Genomic DNA, 19,585 nt, shown 5'->3' on the forward strand with positions numbered 1-19,585 from the left:
AGCAACATGGCGCCGCATCGGATCGCTGCTCGATGCTTTCAGTCCCGCAGAATGCCGCAAATATCTCATCAATTCCGGATACGGATCAATCTGATGTCATCCGACTCTAGAAGCCGCAATCCCGCCCGTCAGGGCGCAATGCTTGACGCTGCATCGCACCATCCATAGCATGATGGACAGACTTATACGGCATAGGGAGGCCCGCCATGGAAGACAGCGCCCATGAGCGGCCGGCGGGATATCGCTATTCGCGCCGCGGCACGATGCCGCTGATCCGCCAGCTTTCCGTCATTCCCAATATACGCAATGCGCTGCTGCTCGTCTTTCAGTGGGCAGTGATGATCGGCGCTTGCGTGGTCGCGATCCGGGCCGACAGCCTGCCCGTCTATCTGCTGGCCGGCTTCGTCATCGGCACCCGCATCCAGTGTCTGGCGGTGATGATGCATGAAGCCTGCCACAATATGCTGTTCAGCAATCGCCGGGCCAATGATCTGATCGGCGACCTGTTCGTCGCCTACCCGCTGGCGTTCAGCGTCGACCTGTATCGCGTGGCGCATATGGTGCATCACCGCCATACCAACACGCCGCGCGACTATGACTATCGGGTCCAGCGCAAGGACCCGGACCAGCATTTCCCCAAGGATGGCGCGGGCATGGTCGTGCTGTTCCTGCGCAGCCTGTTCGGCCTCAACTATTATCGCGTCGCCCGCGCCGCGCGGGTCTGGTCACCGCTCGCCAATTTCCACAATCCCCGCCGCTTCGGCTTCGATTATCGGCTGGCGCTGCGCATCCGCTATATTGTGTGGGCGGTGGTGGTCTACGGCCTCGTCCTCTGGTCGCCCTGGCGCTGGCAGATATTGGGGCTGTTCCTGATCCCCCAATATCTATGGGCCAATATCTTCAACCGCATCCGGGCGATGGCCGAACATAATGGCGTCGCCGACACCAGCGAACTGAACGGCACCCGCACCATCCTCCCCACGCTGGTCGACCGCGTCCTGATCGGGCCGCTCAATGTCAGCTATCATCTGGAACATCATCTGTTCCCCTCCGTCCCCTGGCACAATCTGCGCCGCCTGCATGGGCATATGATGCAGGACCCCGCCTATGCCGCAGACGCGCATGTGACGCGGGGCTATTGGGGGGTGATACGGGAGTTGATGCCGGTGAAGGGGGATGGAGTTGGGGTGGCTTCCGGGGTGAAGCGGTGAATTCGGTAGCGCAGATATCATTCATGACGTCATAACATCTTTGCAGATGACGCTTTTGTACCAGCCCCCGCCGTTTGACAGCGATTTTCCTGCTCCGGGAAGCGGACATTGGGATCGTGACGTGGCTTGGGACACCGCATCATTGATCTAGGGCACCTCGCGCATGGTGCGAAGTCGCCAGGGCGCTTCAATGCAGGATGGTGATGCTGCGTCTCGCATAAGGCATCTGTGCCGGAATCAGTCTGGAACAGCAGTGAAGTTTCGCTAATGTAAGGCGCTGTTGCGCTATCCGAAAGGGGCAGAGATTGGGACGGTTCGACCTTAACGAGATCGATACGGAAGAAAAACGCACCTCCCTCGATAATATCGTGAATGGTGACCGGTTGTGCGACATTCCCTATCTCGACATGCTGCGCGAAGAATCGCGGGCAGAAGTACGGACTTTCGCTGATGATCTTTTCGATCGCTTCAACCTTATTTCGGATGTGAGTGAGAAGAAGTCTGCGACCGCCCTGGAAAAATGCGCCCGGCCCGTCCTTTTGCAGCGTTACCCCTGGTTTCGGTTATGCCACATTCGCGATTATCTTCGCTTTCGTACACATTTGCGGCTCATGGACGATTTTAAGACTGTTTTGCGCTATTTTAGCGAAATGCAGGACAAAGGGCTGATCAGCATCGTCAAGATTGACTATGATAAACTAAAAAGACCGGGAATATTTGGATGGCGCATGGTAGCAACCGACATCCGAGTGCGCAAAACCGGCCTTCTTGTCGAGCATTATATGACGTTCAGCGACATGATCTCGATCAATGAGGACTGGTTGCACAAGGTCTATGAAACTTGGCGTTCGCGAGATACCGATGATTTGAGCATGCCAGAACTAACCCGGATGAACCGGGACGTGGAGTTCAGCCGCTCCTCCTACAGGCAGTTACTGAACGCAGGCATCATCTCCAGCACAGGGGCTGCGCGCCCAATAGCCAAGACACAGAAATCCGCCGACGAGAGCTTATTGCGCCTCTTGCATACTCATCTCAACCTAACACCATAGCGGCTTCCATGGCTGCCAATGGGTCATCGGCCTCCGATGCGGCAATTTTCTTTGCCTTGCCCGCTTTCCGACTTTTGACCTTTGAATAATGCTGGTTCACGAGCTTGCGAAGACTGGCAACGGTGGTCGCGCCAGAGCCGATTTCGGTTCTGAACCGCTTCGAATAAAATCTGGAAAAATTTATGCCGGCGTCCAGAAATGCACCGTGCCCAGGGACGATCTGGCCAAGTTCGGACAAATCTTCGATGGCAAAGAAATTTTCATTGAGGTCTGCAACTTTGGGGACCGCGATGCGAACTTTGGTCGTAGTCAGGTCAAGCACAACGGGAACCGAAAGACCAATGGCCGGCTCGTAAAGAAATACCTGGTCGTGCGCCTTGCTGACTGCCAACATATTCTAGCGTCTCCTGGACTCCATAATACGCCAAGATCATGAATAGAGTCTTGCTCTGGCGCATGATGGTCGATGAGACCTCCCCCAACTGACTCAGGAACATAGGAGCAACCTGGGCAAAGGGCAACCCCTCACGCCAGCTGGGAAAATGCTCTCATCTTCTACCTGCAAATCCGGAGAAGCGCATAAGTTTCATGGCAGCCCGGACGATTGTCGGTACGACGGAAAAATGAGCGCTTACGTCGGCTTCATGGCACCAGCTATTCAGCCGGAGCCAACGCCGTGCAAGCCTCTGCTATCCGCACGCCGGGTTTCCGGACCGGACATTCCGCAATCGGTCATAATCCCCCTTCCAATGTAGGATTTTGTTTGATCTATCCTGATGGATGGAACAGCCGCCCTCTTCTCCACGCCCCGTCATCGCGTGCCCAACGCGCCGGTCACGCGCCCACATCGCGTCACTCTGGCCACCCGTGTCGCGTCACCGTGACCCAAGTGGCGCGTCGGAGATGCTTCGGCGGCGCGTTACAGGCGCTTCGCGGACGCTTCGGGCCGAAAAAGCCCGACAACAGTGTGAACTTCGGCCGCACCGTCGCGTTGCCCCTCCGCCGGACGCCCCTGCCCGAAACGCCACCCCCTTGCTTATCGAAAACTTTACCAGCCTTCCGCTAGACCCTTGCCAGTTTTGACAGTCAGGCCCCACCGATGCGCTTTCCTCTTGCCCTGCCCTTCCTCGCCGCGCTGGCGCTGCCCCGGCCTGCCTTTGCGCAGGTGGCGGTGGCCGATAGCGGCGATACCGGGTGGATGATCCTGTGCGCGCTGCTGGTGCTGCTGGCGGCATTGCCGGGGCTGATGCTGCGCTATGCCGGCGGGGTGAATGTGCGCAGCGCGCTGTCGGTGATGGCGCAGGGCGCGGGGATCGTGGCGACGGCGTCGCTGACATGGGCGATTGCGGGCTACAGCCTGACCTATGCGCCCGGTGGCGACTGGCTGGGCGGCGGCGCCAACCTGCTGCTCGCCAATCTGGGCCAGTTGCGCGACGCGCTGACCATCCCCGAATCGGCTTTCGTGCTGTTTCAGCTTGGCCTTGCGCTGCTGGCCGCCTGCCTGATGGTGGGCGCGGTGGCGGAGCGGACGCCGATCGGCTGGTGGATCGGCTTCACGCCGCTCTGGCTGCTGCTGGTCTATGTGCCGGTCGCCCATGCGGCCTGGGGCGGCGGCTGGCTCGCTAACCTTGGCGTCATGGATTTTGCCGGCGGGCTGGTGGTGCATGGGCTGGCGGGCTTTTCCGCGCTGGCGCTGGCGCTGATCGTGGGGGCGCGGCGCGACGCGACGGCGACGGGCCATGCGCCGGTGCTGAGTATGGCAGGCGGCGCGCTGCTGTGGGTCGGCCTGTCCGGCGTGGTCGGCGGCTGGGCGCTCGGCGCGACGGATGATGCCGCGACCGCCATTCTCAACCATCATTTCGCCGCCTGCGCCGCCGCGCTGACCTGGGCCTTGCTGGACAAGATCATGGGCGCGCGCAGCAGCGCGACCGGCATCATGTCGGGCGCGCTGGCGGGGATCGCCGCCATATCGGCCTCGGCGGCGCTGGTCGGCACCGGGGGCGCGATGCTGATCGGCCTGATCGCCGCCCTTATATGCCGATTGGGTTATGCGATTATCGGCCGCCGCATCGATGACGGCGCGGGCGTCTTCGTCATCCACGGGCTGGGCGGCATCACCGGCGCGCTGTTGCTGCCGGTCTTCGTCCTGCCGCTGCTGGGCGGAGTCGGGTTCGACGCGAATATCAGTCTGACCGGCGCGCTGGTCAGCCAGGTCATCGGCGTGGTCGTGGTGGCGCTGTGGGCTATGGTCGGCAGCGCGATCGCGGCGCTGATCGTCTCCGTCATCATCCCGATGCGGGTCAGCCCGCAGGATGAGGCCGACGGGCTGGACGGCGTGCAGCATGGCCAGCAGGGCTGGGACTTCCGCTAAGGCCATGGTCGCCGCGCCCCTGCCTCCTGCCTCCGTCGCCGTGGCGATCTTCGCCCATCAGGAGGAGCGCCGGATCGCCCTCTGCCTCGCCTCGCTGCCGCTCGACCGGGCAGACACCGTCTTTCATGTGCTGGTGAACGGCACCACCGACGCGACCGTCGAACGGGCCAGGGCGGCGGCGGGCGACCGGACGAACATCATCGTCCATGACATCCTACAGGGCGGCAAGTCGCGGACCTGGAATCATTTCGTCCATCATCTGCTCACTGGGACCGAAGCGGCCGTGATCTTCATGGATGGCGACGCGGAAATCATGCCCGGCTCCTTCGACGCGCTGGTGGCCGATCTGGCCGCGCACCCGCAGGCGAACGCCGTTGCGGGCATGCCGATGAACGGCCGCATGGCGCAGGCCTATCGGGAGGGATTGCGGGCCGAAGGCGGGCTGTTCGGCGATCTCTATGCGCTGTCCGGCCGCTTCGTCGCGGCGATACGGCGGCGCGGACTGCGCCTGCCCGACGATCTTATCGGCGATGACGGGTTGGTCGCCGCCTGGGCGCATACAGATCTGAAGGATGACAGCCATTGGGTGCATAACCGGGTGAGGCATTGCGACGATGCGGGCTTTCTGGCCGAAATGGTGGGCCTTGCCCGCCCGTCGACATGGACCATGCAATATAAAAGGTTGATCAATTACTCGGTCCGTTTCTACCAGAACCGGATCGTGTCGGACATCATGACGCGCGAGGGACCAGATGGCCTCCCCGCGCGTCTTTCCAGCCTCTATGCGGACTGGCTGCCCCGCTGGCGTCCACGCCCCGGCCTGACCGGATGGTTCGACCGAAAGGCGCTTCAGCGAATGCGGCGCGCGATTTAACGATCGCGCCCGGCCAGTTCCTTGTTGACGTATAGCGCGACCATCGTCGCGACGGCACCGGACAGCAGGTAGATGCCCGAAGCGGCCAGACCGAACTTCACCGACAGCAGCAGGGCCAACAGCGGCGCAAAGCCTGCACCGACCAGCCAGGCAAGGTCGGACGTCAGCGCCGAACTGGTATAGCGCGCTTCCGTCGCAAAGTTGGAAGCCACCACACCCGACGACTGACCGAAGGACAAGCCGAGCAGCATGAAGCCCAAGATCATGAAGGCGACCTCACCCAGTTCCCCGCCATTCAGCAGCAGCGGCGCCATCAGTGCGAAGATCGCAATGCCCAGCGCCGACCAGCCGAGCAGCGAACGACGACCGATCTGGTCGGCGATGAAGCCGGAGACGACGATGGCGAGCAGGCCGACGGACGCACCGATCATCTCGATGATCAGGAAGCGGTCGAGCGGCTGGTCGGTATAGAGCGCGACCCAGCAGAGCGGGAACACCGTCACCATATGGAACAGCGCAAAGCTGGCCAGCGGCGCGAACGCGCCGATGATGATATTGCGCCCTTCCTTCTGAAGGGTCGGCAGCACCGGCGAGGGTTGCAGGTCGCGCTGTTCAAACAGCCGTTCGAATTCATGCGTCACCACGATGCGCAGCCGGGCGAACAGCGCCACGACGTTGATCGCGAATGCCACGAAGAAGGGATAACGCCAGCCCCAGTCGAGGAAGTCGGCTTCGGTCATGTTGAGGATGGAGAAAGCGAACAGGCCGCTCGCCACGATCAAGGCCAGCGGCGCGCCGAGTTGCGGCACCATGGCATACCAGCCACGCTGATGCTGTGGTGCGTTGAGCGACAGGAGCGAGGCCAGACCATCCCAGGTGCCACCCAGCGCGATACCCTGCGCCGCACGCAAAATGATCAGGACGACCGCAGCATAGTGGCCAATCGTCTCATATCCCGGTAGAAAGGCGATCGCGACGGTGGAACTGCCCAGCAGGAAAAGGGCGCCCGTCAGCTTGGTGCCGCGGCCATAGCGCCGGTCGATCGCCATGAAGATCAGCGATCCCAGAGGCCGGGTGACGAACGCGACGGCAAAGATGGCGAAGGAATAGAGGGTGCCGGTCAGGGCATCCACATAGGGAAAGATCAGGTGCGGAAACACGATCACGGAAGCGATCGCGTACACGAAGAAATCGAAAAACTCGGAGGTGCGACCGATGATCACCCCGATGGAAATATCACCCGGCGCGATGGAATGGTCGCGCGCATTGATGTTGCGCGCATCATCCTCAAGTGGCGTGGAGGTGAAGGCAATGGCCCCAGAACTCATAGACATCCGCTCCTTGGCAGGGCCACCGGTGCGGTTGTTGTGTCGTCTGCCAGTGGCCGTGGAATCACAGCATAACAGAAAACACGCAGAGTCTAAGCAGTATCCCACATCCCAAACATTTTTTGCGTTCGCACACAATTGGACAAATTGCCCACTATCCGACTCTGTGCGGAAGGATTAGGCGCGCGCCATGGCTAACCCACTCTCCCCCAACTGGATCAGGCGTTTGCGCTGGTCCGCTCCGATTCTTGCGGCGCCGCTGGCGGGCTGCAACTGGGTCGTGATGAACCCGTCGGGCGACATTGCGGTGCAGCAACGCGATCTGATCCTGATTTCAGTCGCGCTGATGCTCCTCATCGTCATCCCCGTCATGGCGATGGTCGTATGGTTCGCGGTGCGCTATCGCGCCACGAACGACGCGGTCGACAAGGATTATGACCCCGACTGGGATCATAGCACCAAGCTGGAACTGCTGATCTGGTCGGCCCCGCTGCTGATCATCATCGCGCTGGGCGCCGTGACCTGGGTTAGCACGCACAAGCTGGATCCTTATCGTCCGCTCGACCGGATCGACTCGACCACCGCGATCGACCCCAAGGTAAAGCCGCTGACGGTCGAAGTGGTCGCGCTCGACTGGAAATGGCTCTTCATCTATCCTGAACTGGGTATTGCCACGGTCAACGAACTGGCCCTGCCCACCAATGTTCCGGTCCGCTTCGACATCACCGCATCGACCGTGATGAACAGCTTCTACGTTCCCGAACTTGCCGGCCAGATCTATGCGATGCCCGGCATGAAGACGCAGCTTCACGCCGTCGCCAACAAGCCCGTGTCCAGCACCGGCTTCTCCGCCAACTTCTCGGGCGCGGGCTTCACCCATATGCGCTTCGGCTACAAGACCATGGACCGCGCCGGCTTCGACGCCTGGGTGGCCAAGGTGAAGGCCAGCCAGACCCCGCTTGACCGCGCGGCCTATCTGACCCTTGCCAAGCCGACCGAAAAGGCGCCCGTCGCTTATTATGGCACCAGCGAAGCGAAGCTGTTCGATGCCGTGGTCAATATGTGCGTCAAGCCCGGTCAGCGTTGCATGAACGAACTGATGCACATCGACCAGATGGGCGGCGCCGGCAAGGAATCGGCGAAGGAAACGGAAGGTCTGAAATATGACCTGCCCAACAGCCATTCGATCGAGCAGTCCGACGTGAACAACGGGCAGGAAACCGCCCCTGACGCACCGGGTGCGGCTTCGGCTGATCATACCTCTCCCAGCGGCGCTGACGCGCACGCGCAGCATCGGTAAGGCCCATGACAGGCACACTCACAACAACACAGATGATCTTCGGTCGTCTGACATGGGATGCATTCCCATGGCATGAACCCATCGTCGTCGCGACATTCTGCGGCGTGATGCTGGGCGGTGCGGCGCTCGTCGCGGCGCTGACCTATTTCAAGCTCTGGGGCTATCTCTGGAACGAATGGTTCACCAGCGTCGACCACAAGAAAATCGGCATCATGTACATGGTGCTGGGCCTTATCATGTTCCTGCGCGGCTTTGCCGACGCCATCATGATGCGCGGCCAGCAGGCCATGGCCTTCAACGGCAATGAAGGCTATCTGAACGCGCACCATTATGATCAGGTGTTCACCGCCCACGGCGTGATCATGATCTTCTTCGTGGCCATGCCGTTCGTGACGGGTCTGATGAACTACATCGTCCCGCTTCAGATCGGCGCCCGCGACGTCAGCTTCCCCTTCCTGAACAATTTCTCGTTCTGGATGACGGCTGGCGGTGCGGTTCTGGTCATGGCTTCGCTGTTCCTGGGTGAATTTGCGCAGACCGGCTGGCTGGCCTATCCGCCGCTGTCGGGTCTGGCCTACAGCCCCGCGACCGGCGTCGACTATTATATCTGGTCGCTTCAGGTCGCCGGTGTCGGCACCACCCTGTCGGGCATCAACCTGCTCGCCACCATCATCAAGATGCGCGCGCCCGGCATGTCGCTCATGAAGATGCCGGTCTTCACCTGGACCTCGCTCTGCACCAACGTGCTGATCGTGGCCTCCTTCCCCATTCTTACCGCAACCCTGGTCCTGCTCTCGCTGGACCGTTACGCCGGCACCAACTTCTTCACGAACGACTTCGGCGGCAATCCGATGATGTACGTGAACCTGATCTGGATCTGGGGTCACCCCGAAGTCTACATCCTCATCCTGCCGCTCTTCGGCGTGTTCTCGGAAGTCGTCTCGACCTTCTGCGGCAAGCGTCTGTTCGGCTATACGTCGATGGTCTACGCCACCTGCACCATCATGGTGCTGTCCTACCTGGTGTGGCTGCACCACTTCTTCACCATGGGTTCGGGCGCCAGCGTCAACAGCTTCTTCGGCATCACGACGATGATCATCTCGATCCCGACGGGTGCAAAGCTCTTCAACTGGCTCTTCACCATGTATCGCGGCAAGATCCGCTACGAACTGCCGATGATGTGGGCCGTGGCCTTCATGCTGACCTTCACGATCGGCGGCATGACCGGCGTGATGCTGGCGGTTCCCCCTGCCGACTTCGTGCTGCACAACTCGCTGTTCCTGATCGCGCACTTCCATAACGTGATCATCGGCGGCGTGCTGTTCGGCCTGTTCGCGGCAATCAACTACTGGTGGCCCAAGGCGTTCGGCTTCAAGCTCAACCAGTTCTGGGGCCATGTGTCCTTCTGGTGCTGGCAGATCGGCTTCTGGCTCGCCTTCACGCCGCTCTACATCATGGGCCTGATGGGCGTGACCCGCCGCATGCGCGTGTTCGACGACCCGTCGCTCCAGAAGTGGTTCATCATCGCCGCCATCGGCGCCGTGATCATCGCGGCAGGCATTGGTGCGATGCTGGTGCAGTTCGCCGTCTCCATCTGGAAGCGCGACGAATATAAGGTGGAAGGCGATCCGTGGGATGGCCGTACCCTGGAATGGGCGACCAGCTCGCCTCCGCCGGAGTATAATTTCGCCTTCACGCCGGTCATCTACGATGCCGACAGCTGGGCGGACATGAAGAAGCATGGCTATCAGCGTCCGCTGAGCGGCTATGAAGCGATCCACATGCCCAGCGGCACCGGCACTGGCGTCATCCTCGCCGGTCTGGCCACGCTGTGCGGCTTTGCCCTCATCTGGTACATCTGGTGGCTCGCAGGCCTCAGCTTCCTGGGCATGGTCGGTTTCGCGATCTTCCACACCTTCAACTACAAGCGCGATTATTACATCCCCGCGGATGTGGTCACGCGCACCGAGGAAGAGCGCACGCGCATCCTCGCGGCGGGAGTCTGACACCCATGAGCAGCGCAACTGCAAACACGGAACCTCGGGTATATCATTTACCCGAGGAACCGCACCTCCACGAAGGCCACAGCACCATGCTGGGCTTCTGGATGTACCTGATGAGCGACTGTCTCATCTTCGCCATCCTGTTCGCCACCTATGCCGTGCTCGGCGGCAGCTTCGCCGGTGGCCCCGGCCCCAAGGATCTGTTCGACCTGCCGCTCATCGCGCTCAACACCGCGATGCTGCTGTTCTCGTCGATCACCTATGGCTTCGCCATGCTGGCGATGGAAAAGAACAAGGTCAGCGCCACCCAGGCCTGGCTGTTCGTCACGCTGCTGTTCGGCGGGGCGTTCCTGTTCATCGAACTCTACGAATTTTCGCACCTCATCCATGAAGGTGCGGGTCCGTGGCGTTCGGCATTCCTGTCGTCCTTCTTCACGCTGGTCGGCACCCACGGTCTGCACGTCACCTTCGGTTCGATCTGGCTGATCACGCTGATGGTGCAGGTGGCCAAGAAGGGTCTGATCCCGGCCAACAAGCGTCGCCTGATGTGCCTCAGCCTCTTCTGGCACTTCCTCGACGTCATCTGGATCGGCGTCTTCACCTTTGTCTATCTGATGGGAGTCCTGCGGTGAGCGACGCTGTCCATAGCCACGACGCCCACGGCCACGGGCATGACGACCATCATGAAGATGGCGCCCATGGGACCATGGGCAGCTACATGATCGGTTTCGGCCTGTCGGTGATCCTGACGGCCATTCCCTTCTGGCTGGTCATGTCCGGCGTGCTGGGCGATCCGAAGCTGACCGGCTTCGTCATCCTGGCCTTCGCCGCCGTCCAGGTGGTCGTCCACATGATCTACTTCCTGCACATGAACACCCGCGTCGAAGGCGGCTGGTCGTTCATGGCGATGATGCTGACAGTCGTGCTGATCGTCATCACTTTGTCGGGTTCGACCTGGGTCATGTATCACCTCAACACCAACATGATGCCGCATGGCGACATGGAAATGTCCGGGACGATGCCGAGCGATCCCACGGGTGAAATGACCCACGACATGGCCGGTCATGACATGAATGCCATGGCGAACATGAGCGACATGCCGTGACAACGGCGAACACCGGGGGGCGTGCAAAGCGCTCCCCGGCTTTCCTGATCGGGCTGACGCTGATCGCCCTGATCCTTTTTTCCGGTTTCTCCGCGCTCGGCATCTGGCAAGTCAAACGCCTCGCCTGGAAGCGCGACCTGATCGCCCGTGTCGATGCCCGCATCCACGCCGCGCCGGTCCCCGCACCCGCGATTGCGACCAAGGACGACGAATATCGCCGCGTCTCGCTGACCGGCACCTTCCTGCATGACAAGACCGCCCTGACGCAGGCCGTTACGGTGCGCGGTCCCGGCTTCTGGGTGATGGCGCCGCTGCGCCGGGAGGACGGCAAGATCACCCTGATCAACCGCGGCTTCGTGCCCGACCGCAAGGTCCGCTATGACCGGCCCGAAGGCAAGGTGCAGGTCGTCGGCCTGCTGCGCCTTACCGAACCGGACGGTGGCTTCCTGCGCAGCAACGATCCGGCTGCCGACCGCTGGTATTCGCGCGATGTCGCCGCCATCGGCCATGCGCGCAAGCTGAACGGTGTCGAAGCCAGCTATTTCATCGATGCAGGCGCTACCCCCTCCCCGTCCGCCCTGCCCGTCGGCGGCCTCACCGTCATTTCCTTCCCCAACAGTCACCTGCAATATGCCATCACATGGTTCGTGCTGGCGGCGATGACCGTGGGGGGCTACATCATCGTGATGCGCCAGTCGGGAAAAGATCGCCAGGGATGAACAGCGAGCCGGTCAAGCGTATCCGCTGGCTCCCCAGCCAGTGGCCCGCCGACGCCGCCGGGCGCCGCAACATGGCCTTGCTGGTGCAATTGCGCTGGATCGCCATCGCCGGACAAATCGCGACGATCCTGGTCGTGCATTTCGGCATGAACATCCATCTGCCGCTGCAATCGATGCTGGTGGTCCCCTGCATCGCGGTGCTGATGAATTTCGGCAGCCTGATGATCCTGCGGCGGCGGGCCGACATCACCCATGCCGAACTGTTTCTGGCGCTACTGTTCGACGTGCTGGCCCTGACTACGCAACTCTATCTGAGCGGTGGCGGGACCAACCCGTTCATCTCGCTCTATCTGCTGCAAGTGGCGCTGGGCGTGGTGCTGTTGCACCGCTGGAGCGTGTGGGGTATCGTGGCGGCCTCCTCCGCCTGTGCGGCGATGCTGACCGTCTTCTATCGACCGCTGGACCTGAGCGACTCGCTGGAAGGCCATTTGTTCGACCTGCATATCATCGGCACATGGGTCTGCGTCACGATGATCGCGGTGCTGCTGGTGCTGTTCATGACCCGCGTGACGCATAATCTGCAACAGCGCGAAGCCTATCTGGCGCGGTTGCGGCAACAGGCGGTGGAAGAGGAGCATATCATCCGCATGGGGCTGCTGGCATCGGGCGCCGCCCATGAGCTGGGCACCCCGCTCGCGCAGCTCGCCGTAGTGCTGGGCGACTGGCGGCATATGCCCCAGATCAAAAAGCATCCCGCTCTGGTCGAGGAAGTGGAAGAAATGGAAGCGGCGGTGAAGCGCTGCAAATCCATATTGACCGGCATCCTGATGTCGGCGGGCGAAGCCCGTGGCGAAGCCCCGCAGGCCACTGACGTCCGCAGCTTCATAGAGATCATCGCCCGCGACTGGCGCGCCGCCAATGCGGGCATGCCGCTGCGCTGCGATTTCGGCCCGCATGATTATCCCCGCATCGTCGCCGATCCGGTGATCCGTCAGGCCGTCACCAACCTGCTGGACAATGCGCGCGAAGCGGGCGCATCCTACATCAACATGATGATCAGCCGGGACAGCCAGTGGCTGCACATCACAGTGCGCGATAATGGCAAGGGGTTCAGCCCGGACATGCTGGCCGATGTCGGCAAGCCCTATCGGTCGAGCAAGGGCCGGCAGGGCGGCGGACTGGGCCTGTTTCTGGTAGTCAATGTCGTGCGCAAGCTGGGCGGCCGGGTCGATGCCAGCAATGGTGCGGATGGCGGGGCGATGATCCAGTTGCGCCTGCCCTTCGCCACGCTGGCGCTGGAGGAGGAAAGCGATGCTGACTGACAAGCAACTCCTGATCGTGGAGGATGACGAAGGCTTTGCCCGTACCCTGAAACGCTCCTTCGAACGGCGCGGCTATGATGTGCTGCTGGCCGACAGTCTGGAGGCCGTCAACGATCTGCTCGCCGCCAACCGGCCCGGCTATGCGGTGGTCGACCTGAAGCTCGGCCCGCAATCCGGGCTGGCCTGCGTTCAGGCGCTCCATGCCCATGATCCCGCGATGCTGATCGTCGTGCTGACTGGCTTTGCCAGCATCGCGACGGCCGTGGATGCGATCAAGCTGGGCGCAACCAACTATCTCGCCAAACCGTCCAACACCGACGATATCGAGGCCGCCTTCGCCCGGTCTGGCGGCGACCCGGATACGCCCCTCGCCCCGCGCCCGACATCGATCAAGACGCTGGAATGGGAGCATATCCACGAAGTCCTCAAGGACAGCGACTTCAATATTTCGGAAGCCGCCCGGCGCCTGGGCATGCATCGCCGCACGCTGGCCCGGAAGCTCGCCAAAAGACAGGTTGGTTGAGATATTTTCGGCCATCCATGAAGCAATAGCCAAATATCTGAATTTACTATCTATTTATTGCCTCAAAGCACTCAATATCGACAGTCGAATATCCGGCGTTTCTTGTTAAAACAGGCAAAATAGTATAAACGCTCCCGTAACAAAGATGAAGCGGGAGTAGGTCATGTCAGGTTCCATCGGATACTGGTTTTCCGTCGATCGCGACTCTAACAGCTTTGACATGCAGGTCGACTATACAGTTGACGGCTATAATGATCCGGAGACGGGCGAATCCTTCTACGAAACAAGCTGGAACTACACTTATTATGACGTGAATTCCGGCATTGGCGGCAGCACCGGCGGCTATGGCTGGGACTCCGAGACGGTGCCCATCTATATCGGCTTTCCCTCCGGTGAGGATGTCGCCGATGCAACATTGACCTTCACCGCGATGAACAATTTCAGCGCGGATTCCGTCAGCATGAGCTGGCACATATTGAATGCCGGTCTGGCCCATGGCGACAAGATACTGACCGGCAGCAGCGATCTGGACATCGTGATCTCGGGCTATGGCGCGGACGAACTCTACGGGCTGGCGGGCGACGATTATCTCGATTCCGGTGACGGCAATGACCGGCTCTATGGCGGAGACGGCAGCGACTGGTTGGATGGCGGGGCCGGTGACGACCAGATGGATGGCGGCGCGGGCGACGATCTCTTCGTCGTGGACTCCCTGTCCGACCAAGTCGTGGAACTGGAAGATGGCGGCTATGACATGGTGATCACGACCACCAGCTACACGCTCGGCGCCTATGTCGAAGCGCTGCTGCTGGACGGGTCGGACGCGATCGATGGCACCGGCAATGATGAGGATAACGACATCGCTGGCAATATGCAGGCCAACGTCCTGATCGGCCTGAACGGCGACGACACACTCTATGGCTATGATGGCGACGACACGCTGCTGGGCGGCGATGGCTATGACATAATGGAAGGCGGCCTGGGCGACGACCATATGGAAGGCGGGCAGGATGACGATATCTATGTCGTGAACAGCCTGGGCGATACGGTGGTCGAAAATGCAGACGAAGGCATGGATCAGGTCGTTGTCTGGGGCCTGCCCGCTGATAAGCTGGGCAACAATGTCGAAATATTGATCAATGTCGATGATACAGCGGATTTCCGCGGCACTGGCAATGCCGCCGACAACATGCTGGCCGGCGCGCTGGCGGACGATACGCTGCTGGGCCGGGCCGGCGATGATCTGCTGATCGGCTGGGATGGCGACGACATATTGCTGGGCGGCGCTGGCGCAGACGAACTGGATGGTGGCTTCGGGCGGGACAGCGCCAGCTATAGCCAGGCCGCCTCTGCGGTCGCCGTCAATCTGGAAACGGGCGTCGGCACGCTGGGCGAGGCGATTGGCGACAGCTTCTTCTCGATCGAAGGGCTAATCGGCAGCGCCCATGATGATCAGTTGACCGGCGACAGCGGCGCCAATCGGCTGTTCGGCCGCGATGGCGACGATATTTTGCGCGGCGGCGACGGGCGGGACATTTTGACCGGCGGCGCGGGCGCGGATGATATGGACGGCGGTGGCGGCGGCGACACGGTCAGCTATGCCGGATCGACCGCCGGCGTTCAGGTCGACCTGCTGACCCAGACCGCGTCGGGCGGCCATGCAGACGGCGACACGCTGGCGAATTTCAGCCATGTCGAGGGCAGCAGCAAGAACGACATTCTGACCGGCAATGGCCAGACCAACCTGCTGATCGGCGGCGCGGGTGACGATCAACTGGATGGCGGCGCGGGCAACGATATGATCCGCGGCGGACTGGGCGCGGACGTGATGGTCGGCGGCCTGGGCACCGATACGCTCGACTATAGCAGTTCCAGCCTTGGCGTTTCCGTCAACCTCGGCACCGGAACCGCGTCGGGCGGGGATGCGCAGGGCGACAGTTTCAGCGGCTTCGAACGGCTGATCGGCAGCGCGCAGGACGACGAACTGGCCGGCGACACCGGCAACAACCGGATCGAGGGCGGCGATGGCGACGACATATTGCGCGGCGGATCGGGCAATGACCTCATCATCGGCGGGCGCGGCGCCGACCGGATGAACGGCGGCGCGGGCATCGACACGATCAGCTATGAAGGGTCTACCCACTGGGTCAGCCTTTATCTGGAAAGCGGCACCGCCTATGGCGCAGACGGAACGGGCGACAAATTCCGCGATTTCGAGAATGCGCGCGGCAGCGAGGTGGGCGACGCCATCTATGGCAGCAGCGGCAATAATGTCCTCTATGGCGGGGGCGGCGACGACTATATCATGGGCGGCGGTGGCAATGACCGCATCTATGGCGGGGACGGCGACGATATTTTCAACGTCTTTGGCGTCGGCGTACAACGGATCATGGACTTCACGGCTGGTGACGGCACGGACGACAGCATCAACGTCGTCGTCGGCGAGGATTATGATAGCTTCATCGAGGTGATGGCGATCGCCGTGCAGGATGGCGATGACACCATTTTCGATTTTGGCGGCGGCAAGGTGCTGATCCTGGACGGGATCGACAAGACCAGCCTCGCCCTGTCGGATTTCGTCTTCACCTGAAGCACTTGACGCACATTCGGCATGCGACAAGCCCCTGCACGCGCGCTAGGCTGACATGTCATCAAAGCTTGTCAGATCGGGGGGCAGCGCGCGCGGATGCGAGTCTGGTTCAATCAATCCTTTTCCATGCGCAACCTTGTGCGCCGTATCGTCGCGGATCGGCCGCATATTCAACTGTGCGTCAGCGCCATCGACCATGATTCGCCGGTGCGGGACGTGTCGCCCCTCTTCTGGACGGAGCCGGGCAAGGGCGAGACGGACTATACCGACTGGCTGATCGACACCGCCACGCAGCGCGGCATAGAAGCACTGGTGCCCCAACGCGGCAAGATCGGCGTGGCAAGAGCGCTGGATCGGTTCGCGGCGAACGGCATTCACGTTCATATCGCGGCCGATGTCGACACGCTGGACCTGCTGGACGACAAGGCGGCGTTCAGCGCTTCGCTGGCCGACGATCCCTATCTGTGCCCCACGACATGGGTGACGACGGCCGCCGCGTTCGAGGCAGCCGTGGATGCGACAACGCGCTATGGCGCATCAGCCTGCGTGAAGCCCAGCCGGGGCGTCTATGGTGCGGGCTATTGGACGCTGGACGCCAACGGGCCGCTGGCGCATCTCGCCGATCCCGATGCACGGCGGATCGCGCCGGAGGTCTATGCCGCCTCGCTCCGCCATGCCGAAGAGGTCGGCGACGGTTTCTCGCTTCTGGTTATGGAGCATCTGCCGGGCCTTGAAGCGTCGGTCGACATCGTCGCCGATCGCGGCACAGTGATGCTGGCAGCCGTGCGGACCAAGCTGGACGCCAACCGGCAACGCATCCAGACCCGGCATGAACTAACCACGCATGCGACGGAACTGGTCCGTCGCCACCGACTGCACGGCGCCGTGAACGTCCAGTATAAGCAAGACCGTCATGGCAACTGGCGCATATTGGAGATCAACGCCCGCGCGGCTGGCGGCGCATCCTATTGCGACGCGGCCGGTGTCCCCTTCTGCGCGACCTGGATCGATGTGGTGACGGGCACGGCGACGCCCTTCGAAGCGGATATCGACACCGAAGTCATCGCCATGGTGCAGGCAGAACCGCGTCAGAAGGGATCGGCAGGCACCAGCCAGGCATAGGGGACCGGATCGGTTTGCAGCGGCGTGCTGCGCCAGCGCCGATGTTCGGTGTGACGGCTGGGCGGCAGTTCACCCGTTTCCGGCATGATGCCGCGCGCAGCCAGCACAGCGACCAGTTCATCGATCACCGCCTGCCGCTCGCGGATGAAGCGGGAGGCGAAACAGCGCCACACCGTCCAGCCAGCACGTTCGATCATGCGTTGGCGCGCCATATCATCCGGCCATTGTTCCGGTCCGTGATAGCGATCGCCATCGCATTCGATCGCCAGACGCCGGTCATCAGCGCCTTCGACCACCAGATCGATCCGCTTGCTGCCGACCGGGACTTGCGTGTCCACGCGATAGCCGCGTTCGACCAGCAGGTCGTACATCTCCTGTTCGAACGGACTTTCACAGCGTGCGCGGCGATCCGCGACAAGCCCCGTCTCGGCGGCGAAGGGCGCATGGAAATGCTCGATCAGACTGCGCCGTAATTTGTCGGACGGGCGCAGATCTTCCATCTCCACCGAACGAACCAGCACCATACGATCGCGTGCACGGGAGGCCGCGACATTGAATCGCTGTTCGAACCCAACGCCGGACAGGCCCGAACTGCCACGATCAGCAACTAGCGACACGAACATGATGTCGCGCTCATCCCCCTGAAAGGCGGCAGGTTCCCCGACGCGAATATCGTGACGCAGCATGATTTCGGCGCCCAGCACCTGCTCGATAGCGGTCAGGATCGCGATCGCCTGCTCCTGCCCCAGCAAGGTGGTGACACCGATCGAGCGGTGCCGCATGGCCGGGTCATCGGCAATCCGCCCGATCGCGTCGACAATGCAGTCGACCTCCGGCGGATTGACCTTGCCCTTGCGATAGCCATCCTCGACCAGAATATCGACTAGAGGCGGATCAAGCCGTTCGGAGGCTGAGGGCAGACGCAACGGCACAAGTTGATGCGCGTAGAACTGCGCCTTCGAATATTCGATGATCGCCCCGACGCAGCGAAAATGCTCCTTCAGCAAGATGGCGCCCCCGGCAAAGACGACGGTGCCAAGATCATAGAGCGATTTCTCTTCGCGCAGGGCAGACCGATAATCGTCAAGCTGGCTACCGAGATGGCGCGCCGCGAGAAGATTCATCCGCGCTTCTTCACGAAAACCGGCATCCGGGCTGACCTGACGATCATCCCCCACAATCAGAACCTGTTTGGCGCGCAGCAGTGCCGGCAGCGCGGCAAGTGTCGATTGCGACGCCTCATCTACGACGACGAGATCGAACAGGCCCAGTTCGGCCGGCAAGGATTCCGACACGCGATAATGCGGCATGATCCAGCAAGGCAGCGCATTTTTCGCGCGATCGGCCGCCGCACGCGCATCCTGCCGATAACGGCCCGCGCGAATACCGGTGCCGCGCCCGATCTTCCGCATCGCCTGGGCATAAGCGGCGAGCGCCGATCGCACCTGATCGCTCGCCTTTTCGGCAAGCCGGCACCAGGTCCGCAGTTCAATCGATTCCTCATAGGCCCGGCGCAGATGCTCTTCATGCTCCGTGCGTTCGCGTCCGAATGTCCGCAACTGGTCGTGCAGATCGATACGGCCAAGCCAGCTATGCATCCGCCGCAAGGTCCAGCGGTCGCGCCAGTCACCAGGCGTCCAGCTATCCTCGACGCCGGTCACCGCTTCCGTGCGCAAGGCCAGCGCCCAGGATGGCGCGCCATTTTCCTCGATCAGCGCGCTCAATTGACGAATATCGGAGAAACAGGGCGCCAGTGACCGCAAATGGGCCACTTCGCCAAGCGCGGCGGACCAGCGCTCTCCCATCAATGCCGCATCGGTTGCGGCCAGGCCCAGTTCAGCACCCAGCACGGATCGGAGCGCATTCCCAACCGCGCCCTCCATATTGGCGGCTATGCCACGCAACCGCTCGCGCGTCTCATGGGCCGCAGACAGGCGGGCGCGAAGCAGATGCCGATCCAGCAACGTCATCAGCGCATCAAGAGCAACGGAATCTCCCGCGATCCTGCCCGACCAATCGGGCAGCAGGCTGCGTAATTCCTGCTGCAAGCGGCGTTCCCCGTTCG

Annotated in this window: 16 protein-coding genes; 13 read left to right on the forward strand and 3 right to left on the reverse strand. The window is 61.8% G+C overall.

All coding sequences use genetic code 11. The features are described 5' to 3' along the window. Positions 1–206 precede the first annotated feature (206 nt). Together BMX92_RS04630 and BMX92_RS04635 are read left to right on the forward strand one after the other, a co-directional pair. On the forward strand, positions 207–1,211 hold the full coding sequence (locus BMX92_RS04630) for a fatty acid desaturase family protein (RefSeq protein WP_093012690.1): 1,005 nt from the start codon (positions 207–209) through the stop codon (positions 1,209–1,211). Between the two features lie 305 nt (positions 1,212–1,516). After that, positions 1,517–2,263, forward strand: a complete 747-nt coding sequence (locus tag BMX92_RS04635; protein WP_093012693.1) for a hypothetical protein — start codon at positions 1,517–1,519, stop codon at positions 2,261–2,263. Here BMX92_RS04635 and BMX92_RS04640 read toward each other — a convergent pair. After that, positions 2,247–2,657: a hypothetical protein gene (locus tag BMX92_RS04640; protein ID WP_093012696.1), complete on the reverse strand. Its 411-nt coding sequence runs from the start codon at positions 2,655–2,657 to the stop codon at positions 2,247–2,249. The two genes, BMX92_RS04635 and BMX92_RS04640, sit on opposite strands and share 17 nt — an antisense overlap. Positions 2,658–3,362: 705 nt before the next feature. Between BMX92_RS04640 and BMX92_RS04645 the strand changes: the two genes are divergently transcribed. After that, complete coding sequence (locus BMX92_RS04645) at positions 3,363–4,634, forward strand: ammonium transporter (protein ID WP_093012699.1); 1,272 nt, start codon at positions 3,363–3,365, stop codon at positions 4,632–4,634. 4 nt (positions 4,635–4,638) lie between these two features. Next, positions 4,639–5,508 (forward strand): glycosyltransferase family 2 protein, encoded by an 870-nt coding sequence (locus BMX92_RS04650; RefSeq protein WP_093012701.1) that lies wholly within the window; start codon positions 4,639–4,641, stop codon positions 5,506–5,508. On the opposite strand, the gene BMX92_RS04655 is transcribed toward BMX92_RS04650, so the two are convergent. Next, positions 5,505–6,836 (reverse strand): MFS transporter, encoded by a 1,332-nt coding sequence (locus BMX92_RS04655; protein WP_093012705.1) that lies wholly within the window; start codon positions 6,834–6,836, stop codon positions 5,505–5,507. The genes BMX92_RS04650 and BMX92_RS04655 overlap by 4 nt on opposite strands. A gap of 190 nt (positions 6,837–7,026) precedes the next feature. Between BMX92_RS04655 and cyoA the strand changes: the two genes are divergently transcribed. From cyoA to BMX92_RS04700, 9 genes are all read left to right on the forward strand, one after another. Then, positions 7,027–8,136: a ubiquinol oxidase subunit II gene (cyoA, locus tag BMX92_RS04660; protein ID WP_093012708.1), complete on the forward strand. Its 1,110-nt coding sequence runs from the start codon at positions 7,027–7,029 to the stop codon at positions 8,134–8,136. Between the two features lie 5 nt (positions 8,137–8,141). Further along, the gene (cyoB, locus tag BMX92_RS04665; RefSeq protein WP_093012711.1) at positions 8,142–10,142 is read left to right on the forward strand and encodes a cytochrome o ubiquinol oxidase subunit I; all 2,001 of its coding nucleotides are present in this window, start codon (positions 8,142–8,144) and stop codon (positions 10,140–10,142) included. Positions 10,143–10,147: 5 nt separating this feature from the next. After that, positions 10,148–10,771: a cytochrome o ubiquinol oxidase subunit III gene (gene cyoC / locus BMX92_RS04670; RefSeq protein WP_093012714.1), complete on the forward strand. Its 624-nt coding sequence runs from the start codon at positions 10,148–10,150 to the stop codon at positions 10,769–10,771. Then, the gene (cyoD, locus tag BMX92_RS04675) at positions 10,768–11,244 is read left to right on the forward strand and encodes a cytochrome o ubiquinol oxidase subunit IV (RefSeq protein WP_093012717.1); all 477 of its coding nucleotides are present in this window, start codon (positions 10,768–10,770) and stop codon (positions 11,242–11,244) included. The genes cyoC and cyoD overlap by 4 nt, the downstream gene beginning before the upstream one ends. Continuing rightward, positions 11,241–11,963, forward strand: coding sequence for an SURF1 family protein (locus BMX92_RS04680; RefSeq protein ID WP_093012720.1), 723 nt, complete (start codon positions 11,241–11,243; stop codon positions 11,961–11,963). The genes cyoD and BMX92_RS04680 overlap by 4 nt, the downstream gene beginning before the upstream one ends. Then, positions 11,960–13,285, forward strand: coding sequence for an ATP-binding protein (locus tag BMX92_RS04685; protein ID WP_093012723.1), 1,326 nt, complete (start codon positions 11,960–11,962; stop codon positions 13,283–13,285). The genes BMX92_RS04680 and BMX92_RS04685 overlap by 4 nt, the downstream gene beginning before the upstream one ends. Then, on the forward strand, positions 13,275–13,808 hold the full coding sequence (locus BMX92_RS04690) for a response regulator transcription factor (protein ID WP_093012726.1): 534 nt from the start codon (positions 13,275–13,277) through the stop codon (positions 13,806–13,808). Before BMX92_RS04685 ends, BMX92_RS04690 begins: the two co-directional genes overlap by 11 nt. A 163-nt stretch (positions 13,809–13,971) precedes the next feature. Beyond that, on the forward strand, positions 13,972–16,398 hold the full coding sequence (locus BMX92_RS26850) for a calcium-binding protein (protein ID WP_143066724.1): 2,427 nt from the start codon (positions 13,972–13,974) through the stop codon (positions 16,396–16,398). A gap of 126 nt (positions 16,399–16,524) precedes the next feature. Then, positions 16,525–17,520, forward strand: a complete 996-nt coding sequence (locus BMX92_RS04700; RefSeq protein WP_177184934.1) for an ATP-grasp domain-containing protein — start codon at positions 16,525–16,527, stop codon at positions 17,518–17,520. Here BMX92_RS04700 and BMX92_RS28350 read toward each other — a convergent pair. Continuing rightward, positions 17,487–19,490: an AAA domain-containing protein gene (locus BMX92_RS28350; RefSeq protein ID WP_371262287.1), complete on the reverse strand. Its 2,004-nt coding sequence runs from the start codon at positions 19,488–19,490 to the stop codon at positions 17,487–17,489. The genes BMX92_RS04700 and BMX92_RS28350 overlap by 34 nt on opposite strands. Positions 19,491–19,585: the final 95 nt, after the last annotated feature.

Source organism: Sphingobium sp. YR768 (assembly GCF_900111125.1).
Taxonomy (GTDB): Bacteria; Pseudomonadota; Alphaproteobacteria; order Sphingomonadales; family Sphingomonadaceae; genus Sphingobium.

Bases quoted from the DNA above. Each gene is read 5' to 3' on its own strand.
- BMX92_RS04630 (WP_093012690.1), top strand. From the start codon at position 207: ATGGAAGACAGCGCCCATGAGCGGCCGGCGGGATATCGCTATTCGCGC.
- BMX92_RS04640 (WP_093012696.1), bottom strand. From the start codon at position 2,657: ATGTTGGCAGTCAGCAAGGCGCACGACCAGGTATTTCTTTACGAGCCG.
- BMX92_RS04645 (WP_093012699.1), top strand. From the start codon at position 3,363: ATGCGCTTTCCTCTTGCCCTGCCCTTCCTCGCCGCGCTGGCGCTGCCC.
- BMX92_RS04650 (WP_093012701.1), top strand. From the start codon at position 4,639: ATGGTCGCCGCGCCCCTGCCTCCTGCCTCCGTCGCCGTGGCGATCTTC.
- BMX92_RS04655 (WP_093012705.1), bottom strand. From the start codon at position 6,836: ATGAGTTCTGGGGCCATTGCCTTCACCTCCACGCCACTTGAGGATGAT.
- cyoA (WP_093012708.1), top strand. From the start codon at position 7,027: ATGGCTAACCCACTCTCCCCCAACTGGATCAGGCGTTTGCGCTGGTCC.
- cyoB (WP_093012711.1), top strand. From the start codon at position 8,142: ATGACAGGCACACTCACAACAACACAGATGATCTTCGGTCGTCTGACA.
- cyoC (WP_093012714.1), top strand. From the start codon at position 10,148: ATGAGCAGCGCAACTGCAAACACGGAACCTCGGGTATATCATTTACCC.
- BMX92_RS04685 (WP_093012723.1), top strand. From the start codon at position 11,960: ATGAACAGCGAGCCGGTCAAGCGTATCCGCTGGCTCCCCAGCCAGTGG.
- BMX92_RS04690 (WP_093012726.1), top strand. From the start codon at position 13,275: ATGCTGACTGACAAGCAACTCCTGATCGTGGAGGATGACGAAGGCTTT.
- BMX92_RS26850 (WP_143066724.1), top strand. From the start codon at position 13,972: ATGTCAGGTTCCATCGGATACTGGTTTTCCGTCGATCGCGACTCTAAC.
- BMX92_RS04700 (WP_177184934.1), top strand. From the start codon at position 16,525: ATGCGCAACCTTGTGCGCCGTATCGTCGCGGATCGGCCGCATATTCAA.
- BMX92_RS28350 (WP_371262287.1), bottom strand. From the start codon at position 19,490: ATGACGTTGCTGGATCGGCATCTGCTTCGCGCCCGCCTGTCTGCGGCC.